Genomic DNA, 21,994 nt, shown 5'->3' on the forward strand with positions numbered 1-21,994 from the left:
TTGATATTTGTTATTAAATTGATATATAAAATATGTGTTAATATGATATTAATTTACAAAATATCTTTAATAATTGAGCTAATTTCTATAAAGCCATCAACTTCTCTTAAAAACAAATACTCATTTGAAGGTTGTTTTAGTGCTAAATAATTTTTACCTAAAATTTCATTGCAATATAAATAACTAGCAAAACTCCCACTCCCACAAGCGCTCTCATAAAATAAAGTCTTAATATCTCTTACCCAGACAATAGGCTCAAGGCAATCACCTTGTAAATACATAAAACCACTTGCTTTTTTGTCTAAAAAATCATTATCTTTTAAATATGAATATGCAAATTCTTTTAAATTAATTTTAGATAAATTTAATTTTTTCGTATAAATAATATGAAAAATATCTCCTAAATCTACATAATATATATCATCATCAAGTTTATTTAATTTATATTCATTTTTAAATCTTAAATAATAAAAATTATCAACTTTATATAGTTTTTTAATATTATTATCTTTTATAAAATCACTACTACTAATGCCGCATAAATAATCTTTATCATTTAGCTTAATTTTTGTAGTTTTTAAATTATTAGTATCTAAAAAATACTTTCCCGCACATCTTAAAGCATTAAAACAAATCTCTCCACCTGCCATTTTTAATTCATAATCTTGCACAAAGCCAACTTGTTCAACATCTTTATGCTTAGATAAAATCTCATTATTTATACTTTTAAAATCTAAGTTATTAATACCAATAACCAAAGCTGTAGTATTTCCCGCTGGATAATATAAATTATATTTATACATTTTTTACTCCTTTAATTTTCTTTATCTTAAACAAGCTTAGTTAAAATGGCGTAAGAGTATGGTGGATAATCGCTTTTAATTAAGAGGAAAGTCCGGGCTGCAATAAGATGAGGTTCCATCTAACAGATGGCTAGAGCAATCTAAGGGAAAGTGTAACAGAAAATAAACTTCCTAATTTTAGGTAAAGGTGAAACGGCGGGGTAAGAGCCCACCAGTGATTATGCGAGTAAAAGCAATTCAGCTTATAAACCCAACCTGCAGCAAGAAGGGGTGGTTTTTATCTTATATTTTAAACCCTTCGCTAGAGTGCTATTGTGAAATAGTAAGTAGATAAATGATTATCCAAGACAAAACCCGGCTTATAGCCATACTCTTTTAAGGATTAGGATGCAAATTAGAGTTTATTATGAAGATACTGATTGTATGGGGATTGTCTATCATACAAATTATTTAAAATATTGTGAAAGAGCTAGGAGCGAATGGTTTTTCGCTAATGAAGGAAAAGATTTATTAAAAGAAAATCCTTTTGCATTAAGAGAAATTAAGGCTATTTATAAAGCACCTGCTAAATTAGGAGATATTTTAGAAGTTAAAAATATTCTTGTAGGATTTGATAAATATTGTTTAGAATTAAAGCAAATAATTTATAAAGATGATAAAGCTATTTTTGAAGCTTTTATAAAATTAGTTCATATAAAAGATGGCAAACTATCCCCAATTAGCGAAGAATTAAAAAAATATTTGAGTAAATAATTTATATAAATTCTTTAAAATTTTCGTGATTAGCTAATATTAGTCTTTTATCATTTAAAGCTAGAAGTTTTTTACTAAAGCCGTTTTTACTAAAAAGTATAAAATAATCAGGCTCAAAACCCAAATATCTAGCCTTTTGAATGAGTTTTGAATACGAGCTAATACACATTTTTTTGCCATTAAATTTCACTTCGCCTAATAAAGATATTTCGTAATTATCATAAAAAATATCACATTCATAATCTTTGCCCCAAATACTCTTAATGCCTTTTATATTAAATTTCTTCTCGCACCACTCACAAGCAATTTGCTCGTAAATAAACGACTGATATTCATAAAATTTTTCATTAATTAATCTTAAGGCTAATTCTTTATCTTTTAAAATTATTTTCTCCATTGCTTTTAAAAAATAAAAATAAAATCTAGTGTAATTAGAATTAAAAATAACTTTATTTTGTGGATAAAATCTCTTAAAACTCAATAAATCATTATTTAATTCAAGTCTTAAAAAACCACGATTAATCAAGGAGTGAAAGCTCTTTCTAGCTTTAAATCTTGAGCCGTATTTGTTGATAGAAAACTCCAAGCGAGATTTTCTAGCGTAGTGAATTAGTGCCTTGCATTCGCTTTCATTTATTTCAAATTCGTAAGGATTATATGTATTTACTAGCTCGTGTATATAATAATTAATATCATTTAAACTAGGTTTAAAACTCTTATCTCCAAACACAGAATAAAAGTCTAGCGCTTCGTCTAAATAAAAATGCGGATATCTTTTAATAAAGTCTAAAAATTCTATAACTACCCCTTAATTTTTTTGTGCTAATTTTACTTTAATTATTTTTACAAAGGGCAAAAATGCAAATTAGTGAGCTAAAAAGCGACATAATTTTAGATGAAAATACAAAATATTTTGATTACACAGCAAGTGCTTTAGCACTAAAATCAATTGAATTAAAAATGCAAAATATTTTAAAAACATACGCCAACACTCATTCAGATAGTGCAAAAAATTCAAAAATAACAAGTAAATACTATAAAGACGCAAAAAGCTATATCAAAAAAAGCTTAGGATTAAATTCTAATTATAGCTTGATTGCTTGTGGGAGTGGCTCAACTGCGGCTATTAAAAAATTTCAAGAATTATTAGGAATATATGTTCCACCGCTTATTAAACAGCGTTATTTTAATGATATTGCTAAAAATACTTTGCCTTTAGTAATTGTTAGTGCGATTGAACACCATTCAAATGAGCTTAGTTTTAAAGAAGGTTTATGCGAGTGCATTAGGCTAAATCATAGGGATTTTAATAGTGATTTATACGAGCTTGAAAGAATTTGCAAAAAGAACGCTAATAGAAAAATAATAATGAGTTTTAATGCCGTTAGCAATATCACAGGAGTTAGAGCAAACCTTACAAAAATCAGCGAAATTGCGAAAAAATATAAAGCGATTTTAGCAATTGATGCAAGTTCGGCTATACCTTATGAAAATATTGAAATTCCGTTTGATGCTTTGTTTTTTTCAGGACATAAAATGCTAGGTGGAGTTGGCACGAGTGGATTTTTAGCTATTAAAAATGAGCTTATTGGCAAAATTCCTACATTTGCAGCTGGTGGGACGGTTGGCTATGTTAGTAGGAGTAATTATGAGTTTTTAGACGATGCTGAAAGCCTTGAAGAGGGTGGAACCCCTGCGATTTTACAAGTTATTAAAAGTGAATTAGCTTTTAGACTTAGAGATGAAATAGGGCTTGGAGTGATTAAAGAAAAGGAAAATATCTTAAAAGAATATTTTTTAAACGCAATTAAAAAAGTGCAATTTAAATACAAAATCACACTATACGCTGCAAATATTAAGGATAGATTGCCTATATTTTCACTAAATTCTACAGGCGTTAGCCCTTATGATTTAGCTAGGGTCTTAAGCGATGATTATGGGATAGAAACTCGTGCTGGGTGTGCTTGTGCTGGTCCTTATGCGCATGATTTATTAAATTATGTGGATAATCAAAATTTCAATGCTAAGCCTGGATTTTTAAGAATAAGTTTGCATTATACTCATGAATTAAGCGATATTGATTATTTGATTAACGCACTTTGCAAAAGCATAGAAAAGCTAAATAAGAATTTAAAATAAGGAATATTTATTAGCAAAGTAATTATGAATTTAAAAGGACTTGGTGCTTTAAGTATTCCAAGAGTGTTTTTTAATATGCAATTAATTTCAAAATTAAATGCTTTAAAAAAGTTAAAAAATGATGAGATTTTACATATAAAAAATAGATTGAATTATTACAATAAAATTAATGATTTTTTTGAGTTAAAAAAGATAGAAAATGTAGAGCATTCTAAATTAGGCGAAAATTTATTAAAAAACACTTCATATTCTTTTGATTTTTACAAGGTTAGCAAATATTTTCATAAAGATTTAAAGATAAATAAATTCTTTTATGATTGTTCTAGTGAGTTTTTAAATACCATAACAAAATCAAGACCAATTGATAGTAAAAATGTGATTTTAAAGCTTGATAGCAGAAGACATTTTTGTTTTTTAAATGATAAAAATGATTTTAAAGATAAAGTGGATTTGGCTGTTTTTAGGGGTGCTTGTGTTCAGCAAAATAGAATAGATTTTATTAATAAATTTAAAGATTGTAAAAGACTAAATCTAGGTAATGTAAATAAGAAAAATAGGTCAGGTTATTTAAGCAAGGAAGAGCAGCTTAAATATAAATTTATAATCTCTCTTGAAGGTTGGGATGTTGCTACAAATCTTAAATGGATAATGAGTTCAAATTCTATCGCAATTACTCCAAGATTAAAATATGAAACTTGGTTTATGGAAGGAAAATTAATTCCTAACGAGCATTTTTTATTAATTAAAGATGATTTTAGCGACATTTTAGATGTAATGGATAATGCTTTAACTAATGATAAATTAGTAAAAAATATTATTAAAAATCAAAATGAATATATACAACAATTTTTAAATCCTAATATAGAAGAGTTGCTTGGTATTTTGGTTTTAGCGAAGTATTTTTATTATTCAAATCAAATTAAATTAGATAATTTTGTAATTGAATTATTTGATGGAATTTAAAATATATAAATTTTTATTTTAAACTTTATTAATATTTAATATGAATTAAAGTAAAAATATTTTAATATTTATTAAATATTTTTAAAGGAGAGTTTATGAAAAAAATTGTATTTTTAGGTGCTGGGTATGCAAATTTAAGTCTAATTAAAAAGATTAAAAAGAAAAATCTAAGAAAAGCAGAATTTATACTAATAAACAATAATTCTTATCATTATAAAACGACAGAATTACACAAAATAGCAGCAAGAGAAAGCGAAAAAGACATAGTAATAAATCTAAAAAGCATATTACCTAAAGATATAACTTTAATTTGTGATAATGTAAAAAGTATTGAAAATGGCAAAGTTATTTGCGAGAATGCAAATTATGATTATGATGAGCTTTATGTTGGGCTTGGTGCGAGTGTAAATACCTTTGGCATTGATGGACTTGATAAATGCTTAAATATTATAAATTATAAAAACGCTTTAAAAACTGCTGAAACACTTTATAAAAATCTTGAGCTTTATGAGAATAAAAATGTAATTATTTGTGGTGCGGGGCTTAGCGGAGTAGAGCTTTGTGGTTCAATCGCTACAACTTGCAAAAATCTAGGAATTAGCATTAATTTATATTTGGTTGAAGCAATGGATGAGATTTTGCCTGTTTATACTAAAGATTTAGCTAAAAAAGCTAGAAATTATTTAGAAAATCTAGGCGTAAAAGTTCTAAGCTCTCATAAAATAATCAAAAAAGTTGATGATAAATTATTCTTAAACGATGAAAATAATTATATAGAAACTAAAACTATAATTTTTACAGCTGGCATTAAGGGTAGCGAAGTGATTGCAAATAGTGGCTTTAATCACAAAAATAATAGAGTTTTAGTAAATGAGTATTTAATGGCACCTAATTTTGATAATTGCTATGTTTTAGGAGATTTAGCGATTGTTTCAAATTTCGCACCTACTGCACAAATTGCTTGTAAGCAGGGAAAATACCTAGCAAAAAGACTAAATGCAAGACTTGAAGGAATTGAGTTTAACGAACCTTTTAAATACAATGATAAAGGTAGCATTTGTTCGGTTGGAAAAGACTATGCAATAGGCGTTATTTTAGGTAAAACTTATAGTGGTTTTATGGCAAAAAGTCTTAAAAAATTAACCGAAATAGAATGGAGTGAAACTCTAAAGTAAAACATTAAAACAATTTTAAGAATTTGAAATTCTCATTTCAAATTCTTAAATCTCAAAATCTCTTTTATACTATTTATTACATAATTTATCTCATCATTATTGATTACGTAAGGTGGCATAAAATAAATCGTATTGCCAAGTGGTCTTAAAAGTAACCCATATTCAAGTGCTTTTAGATACACTTCAAGCCCAAATCTAGGATTAAAATGCTCTATATCAAATGCAAACACCATTCCTTGATGCCTAACATTTCGCACACTCTTAAATTCAGCAAATCCTTGCCAAAGTGAGTTTATATACTCGCTTTTAATTTTATTTTGATTTATAACATTATCTTTAGTAAATATATCCAAAGTTGCATTCGCAGCAGCACAAGCAAGTGCATTTCCTGTATAGCTATGTGAATGCAAAAACGCCTTGTATTCGCTATATGGAGCATAAAATTCATTATAAATTTCATCATTTGTAATTACTACACTAATTGGCAAATACCCACCGCTAAGCCCTTTGCTAAGGCATAAAAAATCAGGCACAATTTCACACTGCTCTAAAGCAAACATAGTCCCGCTTCTTCCAAATCCAACGGCAATTTCATCAAAAATTATATCAATATCATAAGATTTTGCTAACCAACAAGCCTTTTTGATAAACTTAGCTGAATACATATTCATTGAACCTGCACACTGAATTAAAGGCTCAAGTATAAAGGCATTTATGTTTTTATGCTCTTTTTCAAGCAATTTCTCAAGCTCTTTTAATTCATTTTCATAATCTAGCCCACTTGGTGCAGGAGTGTTTAAGCATTCAAGCAAAAGTGGTTTATAAGTCTTTTTATAAAGCTCAACATCGCTTACGCTTAAAGCCGCTATCGTTTCTCCGTGGTAAGAATTACTAAGTGATAAAAATTTGCTTTTTAATTTTCCTTGCAAAAGATTTTTATGAAAACTCATCTTAAGTGCTACTTCAACAGCACTTGAGCCATTATCAGCATAAAAGCATTTATTAAGCTTAGTCGGTAGTAAATCAGTAAGTCTTTTTGATAATCTTATAATGCTTTCGTGAGAAAATCCAGCCATTATGATATGCTCTAGGGTGTTTAATTGCTCGTAAATTTTGCTATTTATATAATCATTGCTATGTCCGAAAAGATTTACCCACCAAGAGCTAACGCAATCAATATATGATTTATCATTAAAATCATATAAATACACACCTTTTGCCCTTTTTATAGGGATTAATGGCACAAATTCGTGCTCTTTCATTTGCGTGCAAGGGTGCCAAATATGTGCTAAATCAAGTTTTACTAATTCTTCTTGCATTTATAACTCCTTTATAAATTTTAATTAAAATTATTATAAAGGATAAAAATGCAAAACTTATTAAATGAATTAAAAAAAGAAAATAATTTTAGAGAACTAAAAAGATTTAAAAATGATGGTAAATTTGTGATTTTTAATGATAAAAGACTGCTTAATTTTGCTAGTAATGATTATTTAGGAATTGCAAGTAGCGGTGAGCTTGAACGAGAGTTTTTAAAAAATCATTTTGCACTTAGCTCAAGTGCTAGTAGAAGTCTTGGTGGCGGTGGAGATGAATACTTTTTGTTTGAAGAATACTTATCATCTTTATATAAAAATGAAGCGCTTTTATTTAGCAGTGGGTTTTTGCTAAATTATAGTTGTTTAAGTGCTTTAGCTACTTTAAAAAATACGCTTTTTTTAGCTGATAAAAAAGTTCATGCAAGTATCATTGATGGCATAAAGCATTCTAATTTTAAACGCTTTAAACACAATGATATAAATGATTTAGAAAAATTATTGCAAACGAATTTAAATTATGAAAAAATCATAATAATTTGCGAGAGTTTATATAGTATGGATGCAGATTTTGCACCACTTGATAAGCTTTTAGAGCTTAAGAAAAAATATAAAAACATTATGCTTTATGTTGATGAAGCACATAGTATTGGCTCACTCGGCATTAATGGGCTTGGACTTGGATATTTAAAAGATATTGATTTTTTAGTTCTTACATTTGGCAAAAGCATCGCTAGTATGGGTGCTGCGATGATTTGCTCAAAAGAAGCAAAAGATTTTTTTATAAACAAGGCTAGGGGGTTAATTTATTCAACCGCTTTACCGCCTATTAATGTAGCTTATTCGCATTTTGTATTTTCAAAATTGGCTAATTTTGATAAATTAAGAGAGCATTTACAAAATCTTAGCTCATATTTAAATGAATTGCTAAAAGATAAAATAAAGGGCAAAAGTTACATAAAAATGATAGTTTTAGGAGATAATGAAAAAGCTAATTTTTACTCGGCAAAACTTATGCAAAAAGGCTTTTTTGCTCCAAGTATAAAAACTCCAACCGTGGCTGCTAAAGATATAGGAATAAGACTATCAATAAATGCTAGTATGGATTTTAGCGATTTAGATAATTTTGCTAAGGCTTTTTATGAAATTTGAGTTTTTACATAAAAATAATTCTAGTGATTTGGTGCTATTTTTCGGTGGTTTTGGCTTTTTACCGAGTGCTTATAATTTAGCTTCTAAAAATGATGTTTTAATGGTTTATGATTATTTGGAATTTGATTTAGGATTTTTAGAGATTTGTAAAACTTATAAAAACATTAAACTAATCGCTTTTTCAATGGGTGTTATGGTGTCTTGCAAGTGCGATTTAAGTTCGCTTAATATCGTGCAAAAAATAGCGATAAATGGCACTATAAAAGGTATTGATGATGAGTTTGGAATTAGCGAAAAGCTTTTTAAAATTACGGCTAAAAGATTTGATAAAGAAAGCTTTTTAAATAATTGTGGCGGGATAAATAAGGCATTTAATCAAAATCCTAAAGATGAGCTTTTAAGTATTATAGAAATTTCTAAAAAGCCTTGTATTTGGCAAGATTATGATTTGGCATACTCATCAAATGATGATAAAATTTTCCCACAAAATGCACTTTTAAAAAGCTTTAAAAATATTAATAAAATTAATGCTTCTCATTTTTGCTTTGATGAGTTTTTAAGCTGGGATGAAATATGAAAAGTTTTTTAAGAGCAAAAGATACTTATTTTAAAAATGCTATCGTGCAAAATGATATGAGAGAAGTTTTACTTAGCGAAATAAATGGGCGTTTTGATAGGGTGCTTGAGCTTGGCTCAAATAGGGGCGAGTTTAGTAAAATGGTGGCTAAAAAGATAGAATTTAGTGAGTTTTATTGCGTGGATATTAATGATTTTAGCTGTGATTATGGCAAGGAATTTATTTTCGTAAAGCACGATTTAAGAGATTTTGAAAACTCATTTTTAGCTAAAATGGATTTTGATTTAGTTATTTCAAATGCGTGTTTTCAGTGGCTTGATTTAGCAAAATTAATAAATGAAATTTCTAAATCAAATTCTAAGCTATTTTTTAGCACTTTTGGAGTGAATAATCTTTGGCAAATTAAAGAGCATTTTGGCGTAGGGCTTGAGTATTTAAATATTGATGAAATAGAGCGGATTTTAAAGCCGTATTATAAAAATATAAAGATTTTTGAGAAAGATTATGAGCTAAATTTTAGCTCAAGTATTGAGCTTTTTAGGCATTTAAAACTTAGTGGAGTAAATGCCTTTAGCGGGGTATTTTTAGGTAAAAATGATTTAAAAATCTTTAATGATAAATATCACAATACCTTAAACTACCACGCCATTTTCGTTAGTGCTAGCAAATGATTTACTCAAGTTCTAAATTCATTTAGTTTTGAGTTTAATTTTTCTGTAATGTTGCTAAGATGATTTGCTGCTCCTGCTATTTCTTCTACGCTTCTTGCGTTTTCGTGAGTTATTTTATTGATATTATTAACTCCTGATAATATATCATCCATAACCTTGCTAGTGATTATATAATCATCTACGGTTTGATTTGAAATTCCTATTACATTATTCATAGCTTCATTCATATCGTTCATAGTTTTTTGAGTATTATCAGCTAATTTCGTCAGTTCCCCAATGCTTTTTGCATTTAGGCTCATTTGACCACTTGCATCTTCTATACCTTGTGTTATAACACTTATTGTTGCGTTTATTTCTACTAATGAATGCTGGGTTCTTTCTGCTAATTTTCTTACTTCATCAGCTACTACGGCAAACCCACGCCCATGCTCTCCTGCTCTTGCTGCTTCAATTGCAGCATTTAATGCAAGTAGATTAGTCTGGTCTGCTACATCATTTATCATTTCTAAAATAGATTTAACATTATCAGCATCTTGACTAAGTCTTACTATCTTATCTGATACTTCAGCTTCTAAATTCGCACTTTGCATAATTTTTGTATTTAATTCTGAAATAGATTTATTTACATTATTTATATATTTTAGAGCATTTACTAATTGGTTTTTACCATCTTCTGCAGCTTTAACTCCGATTGCTAGAGTAGAGTTTGCACTATCTCCTTTATTAGCTACATCTCTTACTATCACAGAGCTTTGCTCAACACTTTGACCTGTATTTAAAGAACTTTGAGAAAGCTCGTTTGCTACACTAGCATTTTCGCTACTTATATTTTTAGCATCTACGATTAATAATCTAACTTTTTCTATAAAATCATTAATGGCTTTACTTGTTGCTGCTATTTCATCTTTACCATTTACAGGTAGTTTTTGAGTTAAATCTCCATCTCCACTACTTAATTCAGTAGCTCTATTTGTAAGATAATTAAGTGGTTTAGAGATTTGAAATAATACAAAAAATATCAATATCGCAAGTATTATTATCCCAATAATCACTGCGTATGTTATGAATTTAATTCCAAATTCATTTATATGAGAGTTCATATCGTCGTTGATTTTTTGTATTTCTTTCATTCCTTCATCTAAATCCACGGTGCAAGCATAGATAATTCCCATACCTATATCTTTTTGAGCGTATATTAATACGTTTCTTTCTTTGTTAATCATAGAATCAAAAAACTTAGTTTTAACATATCCACCATCTGGGTTTGCTGATGATTTGATTAAATCTTGAATAAAGTATTTTCCATAAATATCTTTGTCATTTATATGATTTTTACCAATTCTTGCTTGAACATAATGAACTAGGTAGGTTCCATCTTCATCCATTGCGAAAAAATTCACTAATTTATTATGTAAATCCATATTGCTTAAGTATTTTATGGTGTTATTGTATGATACTTCTTTACTAATGCCTTTACTTTTTAAATCTAAATATAACTGGTCTGTCATATGATTTACACTATATACAACGCTTTGAGCAGTTTTTAAAGCATCGTCTAAGACTAATTTTTCAATAGATACATCAGTATCATCGCTAATTGATTTCATCGCACTATTTGATAAATAAATCATACTAGAGCATAAAATCACTAAAGACACAGCAATTATAATTGCTAATTTTTGAGATATTTTCATTCTCATTCTCCTATTGATAATAATTTCTAAATTAAGCTCCGTATATTAGCATAAAATTTACTTTTTATTCTTAAGCCTTTAAATATCTATCTAGCAATGCTTTAATATGTGTCAATGGGGGGGGGGTATCTTAAGTTGTAACAAATAAAATAAATATTAATTTAATAGTATTTTGAATTTTTTAAAAAAAATATAAAAATTTTTATATAAATTATTTATGGAATTTGGATTTAAAATTCAAATTCCATAAAATTTTTAACAACTCTTAGCTACTTCATAGCCACTTTTTAAGATGAGTTCTACATCTTTATGTTTTTCTTCGCCTTTTGTAGTCAGATAATCTCCTAGCACGATAGCGTTTATCCCTGCTTCAAACATAGCTTTGCTAGTCTTTGATTTATAGTGGTTTTTAAGTAAAAATGATTTAAAAATCTTTAATGATAAATACCACAATACCTTAAACTACCACGCCATTTTCGTTAGTGTTAGTAATTGTTTATCTACTTAAAATATGTAAATATTCTATAGTATTATTTTGTTTTTGCACTCTATTGCTATCTGCTTTAAACCTTTGATAATCCTTGCTTATATAAGAATATTCCCCGTATTTAGAAAAGATATTTTTAATATCATCAAAACTCAATAAACCTTCATCGTTATAGCTTAAAAAAATATATTTAAAATTAGCATTTTTAATAAGCTCTTCTAATTCATCATAAACTTTAGCTTTTTTACACCAATTTGAGCGAATATAATCTCTTAGCCCAGTTTTACCTTTTGGAATAAATTCATCATATTTTGCAATGGTATTTAGTAGATGATAATTAGCTCCATATTCACGAGAATTATAAGGTGGGTCAAGGTATAAAATATCTCCTTTTATTGTCTTTATAAGTTCATTTGCATTTTTATTAAATACTAAATTGTTTTGATTTGTGGGTAAAAAATCAGCTTTTTCTATAACTAAATCCTTTAAGGCACTTTTTTTAATTTTTTTTAAAAATGCACCATAAACTGATGCTGTATTTGCTAATTTATCAGCACTTTCAAGCAAAGATGTTAGTAAAAAATAATATTCTTGATTATTAATATATGAGTTTTTAAGCCATTTTTCTATTGTTATTCTAGCAGTGTCAATTTTAGTAGCATTTTCGTTTGTGAAATATTGTCTATTTGCAAATTCTGAATAATTATCATAAATAAACCCTTTTAACGAAGTTTTTAAAATTACTTGGTTTAGCTCCTTGATAAGTAAATCTGCTCTATTTTTATCAAAGTTATTTCCAATGTAATTTTTAGCTAATACAAAGCTATAGAACTCAATATCATTTGAAATGACTTGTTTTACATATGGCTTAAAAGTTCTTGCTACAATGCTTGTCCCACTAAATAAATCACAAAAAACGTAATCTTTTAAATCCATTTTGATAGTGTTTTTAACTTCATCAAAAATAAAGCTTGATAATTTTAATTTTGAACCTATGTAATTCATAAATCATCATCTTTATAAAGTTTATTTAAAATAAATTCGCTCGTTAATTTAGAAGCTTCATTGATTAATCTTTTTACACATTCTAAGCGATATTCTACTGGGTCATATTGATAGCAACCAATACAACCTAATTCATCGGTGTATCTTTCATCACCCTTATAAAAATCATAAGGATTACCTTTTATATTTTTAGCACTCCATCTTATATTTGTATCTTTACAAGTTTTACAAATCTGTCTTTTTGCATCATTTGCAGCTTTGCATAATGGTTGAAAATCTTTTAAATCTTGCGTTTTAGTATCGCTTACTCTTAGGTCGTTTTTTCTTCCGTCTTTATGGTCAATTTCTATTTTTGTATTTTCACTATTGCCATTTATCCCTAGCATTACGCATTTTTGATTTTTATAATAATCTTTTATATCTTTTCTAATATTTTGATTAAATATGGTTTTTTGATTAAAGCCATTTAATCTAATTCTGTCTATACCATTACCTTTTGTAACGCTTTTATCAGTTTCTATATTGTATTTTTTTGCTAATGTGCTACTCGCCCTACACCAACTCCCACCATTGCCAAGTTGCAAATCTTTATAAACACCAACAAACTCACTCACGCTAACCCAACGAGAAAAGCCGTTTTCATCTGGTTTTGCAAGGTCTATAAAAAGCTCTGTTTTAGTCATCAAAACTCCTTTTTGAATACAAAAATATATTCATGTTTAAAGATGTAATAATCACTTCTAATTGCACGATATTGCCAAATAGAATTAACTCCTAATTTACCACGATTTCCTTCTATGTTTTTTACGATAATTCCTTTTAATTTTACTTTAAAGTGCTTTTTAATCTCATTCATAAGCAAAAATCCCAAAGGCTTTACTTCACTTTCTTTATAAACATCTCCTATAACTAAAGCAAAATATCTATTTTTATCTAAAAATTGCAAAGTATTTTCGCAAGTTTTTAAAAATGTTTTTATAAAGGTTTTTAAATCACTTATATTACTTAAGTCGTTGTTGTGATTTGTAAATTTTACAATATCTAAATAGGGTGGATGAAATATTATAAATTGTGCTGATTTTGAATTTAAATTTTGTAATTTTCCTTGGATTAAATGAGTTATATTTTCATTTGTATTATCATAATTTATTAGGCTATATCTTAAATTATCAAAATCATTTCCCATAGTATTTAAAACATATTCATACATTTTTTCGTTAATATCAATTCCTAAAAATTTTCTATTTAGTTTTTCACATTCATATAGAGTTGTCCCACTTCCAAAAAATGGATCTATTACTAACTCATTTTCTTTAGTATAACGCCTAATTAGCTGATTTGGAATTTGTGGGATAAAATTGCCATGATATATATTTTTATGTTTGCCAGAATTATCTCTATTTTGTATAAGCCATAGGCTATTTACATCAATATTTACATTCTTCCAATTGCTTAAATCTACATCATTAAAATTCATAATTACACTTTAGCAACTCTTAGCTACTTCATAGCCACTTTTTAAGATGAGTTCTACATCTTTATGTTTTTCTTCGCCTTTTGTAGTCAGATAATCTCCTAGCACGATAGCGTTTATCCCTGCTTCAAACATAGCTTTAAAATCATCTTTAAATGCAAATTCTCTACCACCTGCAGCCATTAGTCTTGTATTTGGTAGTTTTTCTTTTGCAAGTTTTATTATATTAATAGCTTCTTCTTTGGTGATTTCTTTAGCTTTTATTTTTAAAGCTTCATTTTTTATATAAAAATTAATTGGACTTGTGTGCGGCTTTAAAGTCGCAAGAGCATCAAGTAATTCAGCTCTTTGCTCATCGCTTTCGCCTAAGCCAAAAATCCCACCACAGCAAATGCCAAGCCCAGCATTTATAGCGTTTTGATTAGTTTCATATCTTTCTTCATAAGTATGAGTTGTGCAGATATTTTTAAAATTGCTTTTGGCGGTTTCTAGGTTGTGATTATAACTATCTATTCCATGCTCTTTTAAAAATACTAAATCCTTATAACTAGCTCTTCCATTGCAGCCAATTAGGTGTAAATGCAAGCCACTTTCTTTAATAGCACTTGCTGCTCTTGCAATAAAATCTAGCTTTTTACTATCAATTCCACGACCAGAAGTAACAAGGCAAAATCCTAAAGCACCAGCTTCACTAGCTATTTTTGCTTCGTTTAAAATAGTATTAATATCCTTATAATCATATACATTAATATTTGTATTATAATGCTTACTTTGGGTGCAATACGCACAATCTTCGCTACAATTTCCACTTTTTACATTGCAAATTGAACATAAAAATATTTCTTTCATTTTATATCCTTTACTTGTTAAAATACAATTTATTCTAACTAAAAAGGATAAAAATGTATATATGTGGCATTCATACTGACGCTGGTAAAACTCATTTATGTGTTGCTTTGTGTAAAGCTTTTAATTATTCTTATTTTAAAATAGTTCAAGCAGGTTGTAATAAAGATAGCGATATTTTAAGGCGTTTTGTAAAGAATGTAAAAGTTCATAAAGAAGGGATATTTTTAAATACTCCTGCATCACCACACATAGCAAAAAAGGTTGATAATATTGAATATTCTATAAATGATTTAATCTTGCCTATTGATGATAAAATGATTATTGAATTAGCTGGGGGTCTTTTTTGTCCTATTGATGATAATTTAACTATGATTGATTTTATGAAAAAACATAAGCGTAAAGTGATTTTAGCTGCTAGGAATTATTTGGGTATGATAAATCATACGATTTTAAGCATAAAAGCATTGCAAGATAATGGTTTTGATATTGTTTGTGTTGTGATGATTGGCGAGATTGATACTAGACTTGATGAGTTTATTTATAATTATACGGGCGTAAATATAGCTCATTTAGAGTATTTTGATGAGTTTAACATAGATGAAAAGATACAAGAATTTAAAAATGAAATTGAAAAATATTTAAGGAGTTAGTTTTGGAAATAATTTATGTGATTTTGGCTATTTTGTTTTTAGTGATTATTATGGTTATTTTTACTTATAATTCTTTAATAGCAAGAAGAAATGATGTAAAAAATACTTATTCAAGTATTGATGTTGAACTTCAACAAAGATATGATTTAATACCTAATTTAATAGCTTCTATAAAAGCTTATTTTGAATACGAAAAAGATACTTTAGAAAATATTGTAAAACTTAGAGAAAATGCTATGTATTCAAATAATACTAAAGAAAAATTTGCTTTAAATAACGAACTAAGCAAAGCTTTAGGGAATTTAAATATAAAACTTGAAAATTACCCTGATTTAAAGGCAAACTCAAGTGTTAATAATCTTTTAAATGCTTTAAAAGATTGTGAAGAGCAAATTAGTGCTGCTAGAAGAGCTTATAATTCAGCAGTTACAAGTTATAACAATTATTGCGAGAGTTTTCCAAATAATTTAATAGCTAATGCTTTTAATTTTATAAAAGCTGATTTTTATGAAGTAAAAGATGAAATTAAAAGCAATCCTAATGTAAAAGATTTATTTAAATGATTAAAACATTAAAACTTATTTTTATAGTTTTAGTTGTTTTTGCATTTTATAAATTATGTTTAGCAATAGATGATTATTATATTAGCAAGGATATGAATTTAACTCATTTTAGTCATTTTTTATATTTAATGGTATCTTTAATATTACTTGCTTTATTAATTTATACTCTTAATCTTTTTTTATATGTATTACCGTTTTTTTATAAACATAATTTCGTTTTGATTGAAGATAAGGAAAAATATAAAGATACATTAATAGCTTCTGATAGGGCTTATATTTTTAATGCTTATAGAAAAAATGGTTTAGATATTTTGTTTTGTTCTTTTTTAAAAGTTGATAGTATAGGTATGTTTGATGTTAAGATTAAGTATTTAAGCATTGATTTTTTTGGAACTTATATAAGGGTTAAGAAGAAAATTCATAATAATTTTGGTATTTTTGCTAATAGGAGATTGTTATTTTTATATTTTAATAATGGAATTTTATTTAATCAAAAGATTAGTTATTTGAGTGATAATGTAGAATTTAATAAAAAATTTATTTTATATCCTAGCGATATGGTTAAGGATTTTAAATTTTTAAATCCTAAAAAATTAAGAAATATCGTAACAGCTGCAAAATATATAAATCATAGATTTAGTGTGATTTATGGCGATGAATATTTAGAAATTTATATTCATAATTTTTTATTTTCTTCTAATATTGAGAATGAATTTAAAAGTGTTTTAAGAATTATAAAAGAATTTAATGAGGCAAAATGATAGAGTTTTTAAAAGTTTTTAGAATAATTTGTATTGTGTGTTTGGCAATATATTTAATTTGGGGTATTGCTAGGCAATTTCAAAATATTTATATAATGTTTATTTTGATAGTATTTATTATAATTTCATCATTTTTTATTAGCTATATTCAGTATAAAAATATAATCAAACCATTTTTCATTAGCAATAATTTTAATGAAATATCAAATATAAGCGATATTAAAAAAGGCATAATAAATAGTGAAAGTTTAAATATAGAATTTGCTTATAATAAAGATGATTTAGATATTTTAAAGGTTAATATTAAAAACACTTACTACACACAAAAAGATAAAAAAAGAGAAAAAGATATTTTTAAAGGAATTTATATTCGTAAAAAAAATATAAAAATGAAAGATTTTATAATAGTTAGTAATAGCGATATTAAGGATATTTTAGGAGTTAAAGAGCCTTTAATTTTACTTGATAATGTAGATTTTAATAAATATTTTAAATTGTATTCTAATAATAATTTAGAAGTTTTTAAATTCTTAAATCCTAAGAAATTAGATATTATTAGTAATAATGCAAAACTTATTAATCACAAAATAAGTCTTTTTTATAAAGATAATTATTTGCATATTTATATTCATAATTTTTCTTTTAGTGAAAATATTGAAAAAGAATTTAAAAGCATAATAAATATTGTTAATGAGTTTTAAAAAATGTGAGAATTTGAAACACGAAATTAAAAGTATATGCTATTATAAGTTATAATTTTATTTTTGTTATATTTATAACATTAAAATTGTCAGAATTTTATATCAGGAGAGAAAATGAAAAGAGAAGAAATAAAAGAATTAATAGATATGTTTGCTCAAGCAAATATAGGCAAAATCAAAATCAAAGAAGGCGATTTTGAAATTAGCTTAGAAAAGCAAGGAACGGTTGTTGAATGCGCACCAATTCCTGCAGTAATGCCACAAAGTGCTCCAGCACCAATTAATGTAAATGTAGTAAATGAAGCACAACCTGCTAAAAACACTCATCCAGCAATTACAAGCCCAATGGTAGGAACATTTTATCAAGCACCAAGTCCAGGGGCAGCTAGTTTCGTAAAAGTTGGTCAAACAGTGAGAAAAGGCGATACAATTTGCATTATTGAAGCTATGAAAATTATGAATGAAATTGAAGCTGAATTTGATTGCAAAATCGTAAGCGCTTTAGTAGAAGATGGACAACCTGTGGAGTATGGAACAGAATTATTTGCAGTTGAAAAACTATAAGTAGGTTGCAATGAGAGAGATTAAAAAGATTTTAATTGCTAATCGTGGAGAAATAGCTCTAAGAGCTATTAGAACGATTAAAGAAATGGGTAAAGAAGCTATTTGTATATATTCTAGTGCTGATAAAGACGCTTTATATTTAAAATATTGTGATGCTAGTATTTGCGTTGGTGGTCCAAAATCAAGCGAGAGTTATTTAAATATCCCATCAATTATTAGTGCTGCTGAATTATGTGGTGCTGATGCGATTTTTCCTGGATATGGCTTTTTGAGTGAAAATCAAAATTTCGTAGAAATTTGTGAGCGTCATAATATTAAATTCATAGGTCCTAGCGTAGAAGCTATGAATACTATGAGTGATAAAAGTAAAGCTAAACAAGTTATGAAAAGAGCAGGTGTTCCAGTAATCCCAGGTAGTGATGGGGCTATTAGTGGAGTAGAAGTTGCAAAAGAATTAGCTGAAGAAATGGGCTATCCTGTTATTTTAAAAGCTGCTGCAGGCGGTGGTGGTCGTGGTATGCGTGTGGTTGAAAAGGCTGCTGATTTAGAAAAAGCATATTGGTCTGCTGAAAGCGAAGCTACAAGTGCATTTGGTGATGGTAGAATGTATATTGAAAAATACATTAAAAATCCACGCCATATTGAAGTGCAAATTATAGGAGATAGTTTTGGAAATGTTATTCATATAGGTGAGCGTGATTGCTCTATGCAAAGAAGACATCAAAAGCTAATAGAAGAAAGTCCAGCTAGAATTTTAGAGCCAGCTACTAGAGAAAAATTATTAGAAACTGCTATAAGAGCAGCTAAAGCTATTGGATATGAAGGTGCAGGGACATTTGAGTTTTTATTAGATGATTATCAAAACTTTTATTTTATTGAAATGAATACAAGATTACAGGTTGAGCATTGCGTAAGTGAAATGTGTAGTGGAGAAGACATTATTCGTCATATGATAAATGTAGCTGAAGGAAAAGCTCTACCTAAACAAGAAGAGATAAATTTTAAAGGTCATTCAATTGAGTGCAGAATTACTGCAGAAGACCCTAAAACATTTACACCTTGTCCTGGGACAATTAGTAGATATACAGCTCCTGCAGGTGCAAATGTGAGAATGGAAAGCCATGTTTATCAAGGATACAGCGTTCCTCCGTTTTATGATAGTATGATAGGTAAGCTTGTTGTGTGGGCTCCTACAAGAGAGATGGCAATTCATAAGATGAAATGTGCTTTACAAGAATTAATAGTAAGTGGTATTAAAACTACAAAAGATTTTCATATTTCTATGATGGAAAATCCTGATTTTATAAACAATAAATTTGATACAAACTATTTATCAAGAAGATAATTCCTAAATGAAATTCTTTAAGAATTTCATTTAGTCCTAAGTAATGCTATGAAAGAAATTAATTTTTATAAATTATCTTTAAATATTTATTTAGAAATGTTACTTCGTTTTAGTTCTATTGTCATAAATACTATTATGATTAGTAGATACAATGTGTTTTTAATAGGAGCTATGAGTAGTGCAAATCAGATTTTTATAATAGCTACAACTATATTTTCATTCCTTTCAATTGGTTCAAGTGTATTAATATCTCAAGCTTTAGGCGCTAATAACAAAAACTTAGCAATAAGGTCAGCTCATATTAGTATATCTTTTAATATGGTTTTAGGTATTTTGATATTTTTTATAATTAATTTTTTTGATGGCAATATGCTTAGGTTGTTAAATGTTCCTAATGATATATTTGATTATTCATTAATATATTTACAAACTATAGCTTATGTAATATTGTTAGATTGCTTAAATATAGCTTTATCATCTGTCATTAGAACTTATGCTAAGGCTAAGGAATTAATGATTGTATCGCTTATTATGAATGCAGTTAATATTGTTTTTAATGCTATATTTTTATATAAATATGATTTAGGCTTATTTGGAGTGGGAATTTCAAGTGTAATTTCTAGGATAGTAAGCCTTGCAATGCTAATTTATATATATTTTAAGATTGCAAAACTTAAGATTTATTTTGAGCTATTTTTTAAAATTAATAAAAAAATATTAAAAAATATTTTGACAATAGGTGGCTTTAGTGCAGGAGAAAATCTACTATGGTCAGCACAATATATGGTTATTTTTGCTTTTGTTGGATTATTAGGAAAAGATGCTTTAAGTATTCAAAGTATATTTTTTCAAATTTCAATGTTTATATTTACTACTAGCTCTGCTTTAAGTGTGGCTAATGAGATAATCATCGGTAGGCTAGTTGGTGCAAAAGAATTTGAAAAAGCGTATAAACAAAGTTTTAAAGTATTAAAAATTGCAATAATTTGTAGTTTAGTATATGCTAGTTTTGTTTTTTTAATTCAAGATTATATATTTCAAGCACTTAGTTTAAGCAATGAATTAATAAATATTATAAAACCGCTTTTTATAATAAGTTTTTTCTTAGAAAGTTCAAGAGCTTTAAATATAGTAATGGTTAATTCTTTAAGGGCTAGTGGGGATGCTGCTTTTCCTTTTTATGCTGGAATTGTTTTTATGTGGGGAGTTAGCGTTCCTTTAGCTTATATTTTAGGGATACATTTACATTTTGCCATGGTTGGAATATGGAGTGCTTTTGTAGTTGATGAACTTTTAAGAGGACTTGCTAATACATATCGTTGGAAAAGTAAAAAATGGCAAAGCAAATCAGCTGTATAAATATCTTTTAAAAGATATTTATATTTTATGATTTAGTGTTGTTGTGCTTTTAAATTCTTGTTTGTATCCGTTAGTTTCTATGCTATCTTTTAACATTTCTTCAAGTAAAGAATCATAAAATTCTTTAACACTTAGCACATATTTTGCATATTCTTTGTTTTTTGCTAATAAGTAATTTAAATTAAATTTTAATTGTTGTAATAAATCGCTTGATTTTTCACTTAATAAATCTGATAAATTACCATTATTTTTAGTAGCTAATTCAAGTAAGGCATTATCTAAAGCTTGTTTTTCTTTTAAAAAAGCATTAAGTGCTTCTACTTTTTCCTTATTTTGAGTATCAAGTCTGTCTTTTCTAGCTTCTTTAATATCACTTATTCCTTGTTCTGTTATGCTAATAATTTTTAATAAAAGATTATTAGCAGTAGCTAGCCTTTTTTCTATCATTAGCATAACTCATTTGCAATTGCATTTGCGGTAGATTTTAAATCAATTTTATAAGTTCCATTTGCAATTTGCTCAGCTATAGCAGCTGCTTTTGGGCTCAAAGAACTTTTGGTTTCTTTAACTTCAGTTTTATCAACATTTTCACTTTTTGTAGCTTTTGGCTTCATAATATCTTGGCTTGAATATACCATAGATGAACTAAGTGAGTTTAACATTTTTCAACCTTTTTATAATATTTGCATACTATATCGGAATTAGTTTAAAAAACTTTATAGCCTTTCTTTTAAAAAATTAAATAGCATTTCAGAAAATCCAAGCCCACCACTTAAAGCCTTACTCATAGCATCATTATACATTGAGCCATAAATATCATCTCCAGCGTCTTTTCCAAATAGTGGATTTTCTAATTTAAGACTAATATCAAGGACACTTTTTATCATAAATGCTTCAAAAGCATCTGTTTGTTCTTTTAACAATTTTTCATCTACTTTTGCAGTATTTGGCTGGTTTATTAAATTAGAATTTAAAATTTCATGAGATTTTTTA

Annotated in this window: 26 protein-coding genes, 1 other RNA gene and 1 pseudogene; 15 read left to right on the plus strand and 13 right to left on the minus strand. The window is 27.4% G+C overall.

Features of this window, described 5'->3' with window-relative positions; translation table 11 throughout:
* Positions 1 to 53: 53 nt before the first annotated feature.
* Positions 54 to 803, minus strand: coding sequence for a hypothetical protein (locus tag AVBRAN9331_RS03325; RefSeq protein ID WP_336612391.1), 750 nt, complete (start codon positions 801 to 803; stop codon positions 54 to 56).
* A gap of 53 nt (positions 804 to 856) precedes the next feature.
* Here AVBRAN9331_RS03325 and rnpB point away from each other — a divergent pair.
* An RNA gene (gene rnpB / locus AVBRAN9331_RS03330) (RNase P RNA component class A) lies at positions 857 to 1,181 on the plus strand.
* A gap of 9 nt (positions 1,182 to 1,190) precedes the next feature.
* Positions 1,191 to 1,556, plus strand: a complete 366-nt coding sequence (locus tag AVBRAN9331_RS03335; RefSeq protein WP_214150438.1) for a YbgC/FadM family acyl-CoA thioesterase — start codon at positions 1,191 to 1,193, stop codon at positions 1,554 to 1,556.
* A 1-nt stretch (position 1,557) separates the two neighbouring features.
* Here the strand turns inward: AVBRAN9331_RS03335 and AVBRAN9331_RS03340 are convergent, their stop codons facing one another.
* The gene (locus AVBRAN9331_RS03340) at positions 1,558 to 2,286 is read right to left on the minus strand and encodes an ATP-binding protein (RefSeq protein WP_336612392.1); all 729 of its coding nucleotides are present in this window, start codon (positions 2,284 to 2,286) and stop codon (positions 1,558 to 1,560) included.
* Between the two features lie 128 nt (positions 2,287 to 2,414).
* Here AVBRAN9331_RS03340 and AVBRAN9331_RS03345 point away from each other — a divergent pair, with 128 nt between their 5' ends.
* The 3 genes from AVBRAN9331_RS03345 to AVBRAN9331_RS03355 all read left to right on the plus strand — a co-directional run bounded on the left by AVBRAN9331_RS03345 (position 2,415) and on the right by AVBRAN9331_RS03355 (position 5,833).
* Positions 2,415 to 3,695 carry an aminotransferase class V-fold PLP-dependent enzyme gene (locus tag AVBRAN9331_RS03345; protein WP_214117095.1) on the plus strand — a complete coding sequence of 427 codons (1,281 nt, stop codon included), beginning with the start codon at positions 2,415 to 2,417 and terminating at the stop codon, positions 3,693 to 3,695.
* A gap of 24 nt (positions 3,696 to 3,719) precedes the next feature.
* Positions 3,720 to 4,658 (plus strand): glycosyl transferase family 90, encoded by a 939-nt coding sequence (locus AVBRAN9331_RS03350; protein WP_336612393.1) that lies wholly within the window; start codon positions 3,720 to 3,722, stop codon positions 4,656 to 4,658.
* 95 nt (positions 4,659 to 4,753) lie between these two features.
* Positions 4,754 to 5,833 carry an NAD(P)/FAD-dependent oxidoreductase gene (locus tag AVBRAN9331_RS03355; RefSeq protein ID WP_336612394.1) on the plus strand — a complete coding sequence of 360 codons (1,080 nt, stop codon included), beginning with the start codon at positions 4,754 to 4,756 and terminating at the stop codon, positions 5,831 to 5,833.
* Between the two features lie 32 nt (positions 5,834 to 5,865).
* Here AVBRAN9331_RS03355 and AVBRAN9331_RS03360 read toward each other — a convergent pair whose 3' ends face one another.
* Positions 5,866 to 7,152, minus strand: coding sequence for an adenosylmethionine--8-amino-7-oxononanoate transaminase (locus tag AVBRAN9331_RS03360; protein ID WP_214117087.1), 1,287 nt, complete (start codon positions 7,150 to 7,152; stop codon positions 5,866 to 5,868).
* A 48-nt stretch (positions 7,153 to 7,200) separates the two neighbouring features.
* On the opposite strand from AVBRAN9331_RS03360, the gene AVBRAN9331_RS03365 reads away from it, so the two are divergent.
* The 3 genes from AVBRAN9331_RS03365 to AVBRAN9331_RS03375 are packed head-to-tail and all read left to right on the plus strand — an operon-like array spanning position 7,201 to position 9,549.
* Positions 7,201 to 8,301 carry an aminotransferase class I/II-fold pyridoxal phosphate-dependent enzyme gene (locus AVBRAN9331_RS03365; RefSeq protein ID WP_336612395.1) on the plus strand — a complete coding sequence of 367 codons (1,101 nt, stop codon included), beginning with the start codon at positions 7,201 to 7,203 and terminating at the stop codon, positions 8,299 to 8,301.
* Entirely contained in the window at positions 8,291 to 8,878 is a 588-nt protein-coding gene (locus AVBRAN9331_RS03370; protein WP_336608807.1) for a pimeloyl-ACP methyl esterase BioG family protein, read from the plus strand. The genes AVBRAN9331_RS03365 and AVBRAN9331_RS03370 overlap by 11 nt, the downstream gene beginning before the upstream one ends.
* Entirely contained in the window at positions 8,875 to 9,549 is a 675-nt protein-coding gene (locus AVBRAN9331_RS03375; protein ID WP_336612396.1) for a methyltransferase domain-containing protein, read from the plus strand. The genes AVBRAN9331_RS03370 and AVBRAN9331_RS03375 overlap by 4 nt, the downstream gene beginning before the upstream one ends.
* A 5-nt stretch (positions 9,550 to 9,554) precedes the next feature.
* On the opposite strand, the gene AVBRAN9331_RS09855 is transcribed toward AVBRAN9331_RS03375, so the two are convergent.
* The 7 genes and pseudogenes from AVBRAN9331_RS09855 to AVBRAN9331_RS03405 all read right to left on the minus strand — a co-directional run bounded on the left by AVBRAN9331_RS09855 (position 9,555) and on the right by AVBRAN9331_RS03405 (position 15,058).
* Complete coding sequence (locus AVBRAN9331_RS09855) at positions 9,555 to 10,295, minus strand: methyl-accepting chemotaxis protein (protein WP_442862290.1); 741 nt, start codon at positions 10,293 to 10,295, stop codon at positions 9,555 to 9,557.
* A gap of 117 nt (positions 10,296 to 10,412) precedes the next feature.
* A pseudogene (locus AVBRAN9331_RS09860) lies at positions 10,413 to 11,249 on the minus strand (HAMP domain-containing protein); the annotation flags it as partial.
* Positions 11,250 to 11,498: 249 nt separating this feature from the next.
* Positions 11,499 to 11,696, minus strand: a complete 198-nt coding sequence (locus AVBRAN9331_RS03385) for a hypothetical protein (RefSeq protein WP_336612398.1) — start codon at positions 11,694 to 11,696, stop codon at positions 11,499 to 11,501.
* A gap of 43 nt (positions 11,697 to 11,739) precedes the next feature.
* The gene (locus AVBRAN9331_RS03390) at positions 11,740 to 12,735 is read right to left on the minus strand and encodes a DNA adenine methylase (RefSeq protein WP_336612399.1); all 996 of its coding nucleotides are present in this window, start codon (positions 12,733 to 12,735) and stop codon (positions 11,740 to 11,742) included.
* Positions 12,732 to 13,418 carry a restriction endonuclease gene (locus AVBRAN9331_RS03395; RefSeq protein WP_336612400.1) on the minus strand — a complete coding sequence of 229 codons (687 nt, stop codon included), beginning with the start codon at positions 13,416 to 13,418 and terminating at the stop codon, positions 12,732 to 12,734. The genes AVBRAN9331_RS03390 and AVBRAN9331_RS03395 overlap by 4 nt, the downstream gene beginning before the upstream one ends.
* Positions 13,418 to 14,212 carry a TRM11 family SAM-dependent methyltransferase gene (locus tag AVBRAN9331_RS03400; protein ID WP_336612401.1) on the minus strand — a complete coding sequence of 265 codons (795 nt, stop codon included), beginning with the start codon at positions 14,210 to 14,212 and terminating at the stop codon, positions 13,418 to 13,420. Before AVBRAN9331_RS03400 ends, AVBRAN9331_RS03395 begins: the two co-directional genes overlap by 1 nt.
* Positions 14,213 to 14,221: 9 nt before the next feature.
* The gene (locus tag AVBRAN9331_RS03405) at positions 14,222 to 15,058 is read right to left on the minus strand and encodes a biotin synthase (RefSeq protein ID WP_214117065.1); all 837 of its coding nucleotides are present in this window, start codon (positions 15,056 to 15,058) and stop codon (positions 14,222 to 14,224) included.
* Positions 15,059 to 15,111: 53 nt separating this feature from the next.
* Between AVBRAN9331_RS03405 and bioD the strand changes: the two genes are divergently transcribed.
* The 7 genes from bioD (at position 15,112) to AVBRAN9331_RS03440 (ending at position 21,001) form a co-directional block, all read left to right on the plus strand.
* Positions 15,112 to 15,708: an ATP-dependent dethiobiotin synthetase BioD gene (gene bioD / locus AVBRAN9331_RS03410; protein WP_336612402.1), complete on the plus strand. Its 597-nt coding sequence runs from the start codon at positions 15,112 to 15,114 to the stop codon at positions 15,706 to 15,708.
* Between the two features lie 2 nt (positions 15,709 to 15,710).
* A complete protein-coding gene (locus AVBRAN9331_RS03415; protein WP_239803579.1) occupies positions 15,711 to 16,271 on the plus strand; it encodes a LemA family protein in 561 nt (186 codons plus the stop codon).
* The gene (locus AVBRAN9331_RS03420) at positions 16,268 to 17,032 is read left to right on the plus strand and encodes a DUF3137 domain-containing protein (RefSeq protein ID WP_239803580.1); all 765 of its coding nucleotides are present in this window, start codon (positions 16,268 to 16,270) and stop codon (positions 17,030 to 17,032) included. The genes AVBRAN9331_RS03415 and AVBRAN9331_RS03420 overlap by 4 nt, the downstream gene beginning before the upstream one ends.
* Positions 17,029 to 17,733, plus strand: coding sequence for a DUF3137 domain-containing protein (locus AVBRAN9331_RS03425; RefSeq protein WP_336607841.1), 705 nt, complete (start codon positions 17,029 to 17,031; stop codon positions 17,731 to 17,733). The genes AVBRAN9331_RS03420 and AVBRAN9331_RS03425 overlap by 4 nt, the downstream gene beginning before the upstream one ends.
* A 114-nt stretch (positions 17,734 to 17,847) precedes the next feature.
* The gene (accB, locus tag AVBRAN9331_RS03430; protein WP_214118793.1) at positions 17,848 to 18,297 is read left to right on the plus strand and encodes an acetyl-CoA carboxylase biotin carboxyl carrier protein; all 450 of its coding nucleotides are present in this window, start codon (positions 17,848 to 17,850) and stop codon (positions 18,295 to 18,297) included.
* Positions 18,298 to 18,307: 10 nt separating this feature from the next.
* Entirely contained in the window at positions 18,308 to 19,642 is a 1,335-nt protein-coding gene (locus tag AVBRAN9331_RS03435; RefSeq protein WP_214118795.1) for an acetyl-CoA carboxylase biotin carboxylase subunit, read from the plus strand.
* A gap of 48 nt (positions 19,643 to 19,690) precedes the next feature.
* Positions 19,691 to 21,001, plus strand: coding sequence for an MATE family efflux transporter (locus AVBRAN9331_RS03440; RefSeq protein WP_214118797.1), 1,311 nt, complete (start codon positions 19,691 to 19,693; stop codon positions 20,999 to 21,001).
* Between the two features lie 18 nt (positions 21,002 to 21,019).
* On the opposite strand, the gene AVBRAN9331_RS03445 is transcribed toward AVBRAN9331_RS03440, so the two are convergent.
* The 3 genes from AVBRAN9331_RS03445 to AVBRAN9331_RS03455 are packed head-to-tail and all read right to left on the minus strand — an operon-like array spanning position 21,020 to position 21,978.
* Positions 21,020 to 21,448 carry a hypothetical protein gene (locus tag AVBRAN9331_RS03445; RefSeq protein ID WP_214118799.1) on the minus strand — a complete coding sequence of 143 codons (429 nt, stop codon included), beginning with the start codon at positions 21,446 to 21,448 and terminating at the stop codon, positions 21,020 to 21,022.
* Positions 21,448 to 21,663, minus strand: a complete 216-nt coding sequence (locus AVBRAN9331_RS03450; RefSeq protein WP_214118801.1) for a flagellar biosynthesis anti-sigma factor FlgM — start codon at positions 21,661 to 21,663, stop codon at positions 21,448 to 21,450. Before AVBRAN9331_RS03450 ends, AVBRAN9331_RS03445 begins: the two co-directional genes overlap by 1 nt.
* Positions 21,664 to 21,717: 54 nt before the next feature.
* On the minus strand, positions 21,718 to 21,978 hold the full coding sequence (locus tag AVBRAN9331_RS03455) for a rod-binding protein (protein WP_239803721.1): 261 nt from the start codon (positions 21,976 to 21,978) through the stop codon (positions 21,718 to 21,720).
* Positions 21,979 to 21,994: the final 16 nt, after the last annotated feature.

The organism is Campylobacter sp. RM9331 (genome assembly GCF_020137685.1).
Taxonomy (GTDB): domain Bacteria; phylum Campylobacterota; class Campylobacteria; order Campylobacterales; family Campylobacteraceae; genus Campylobacter_E.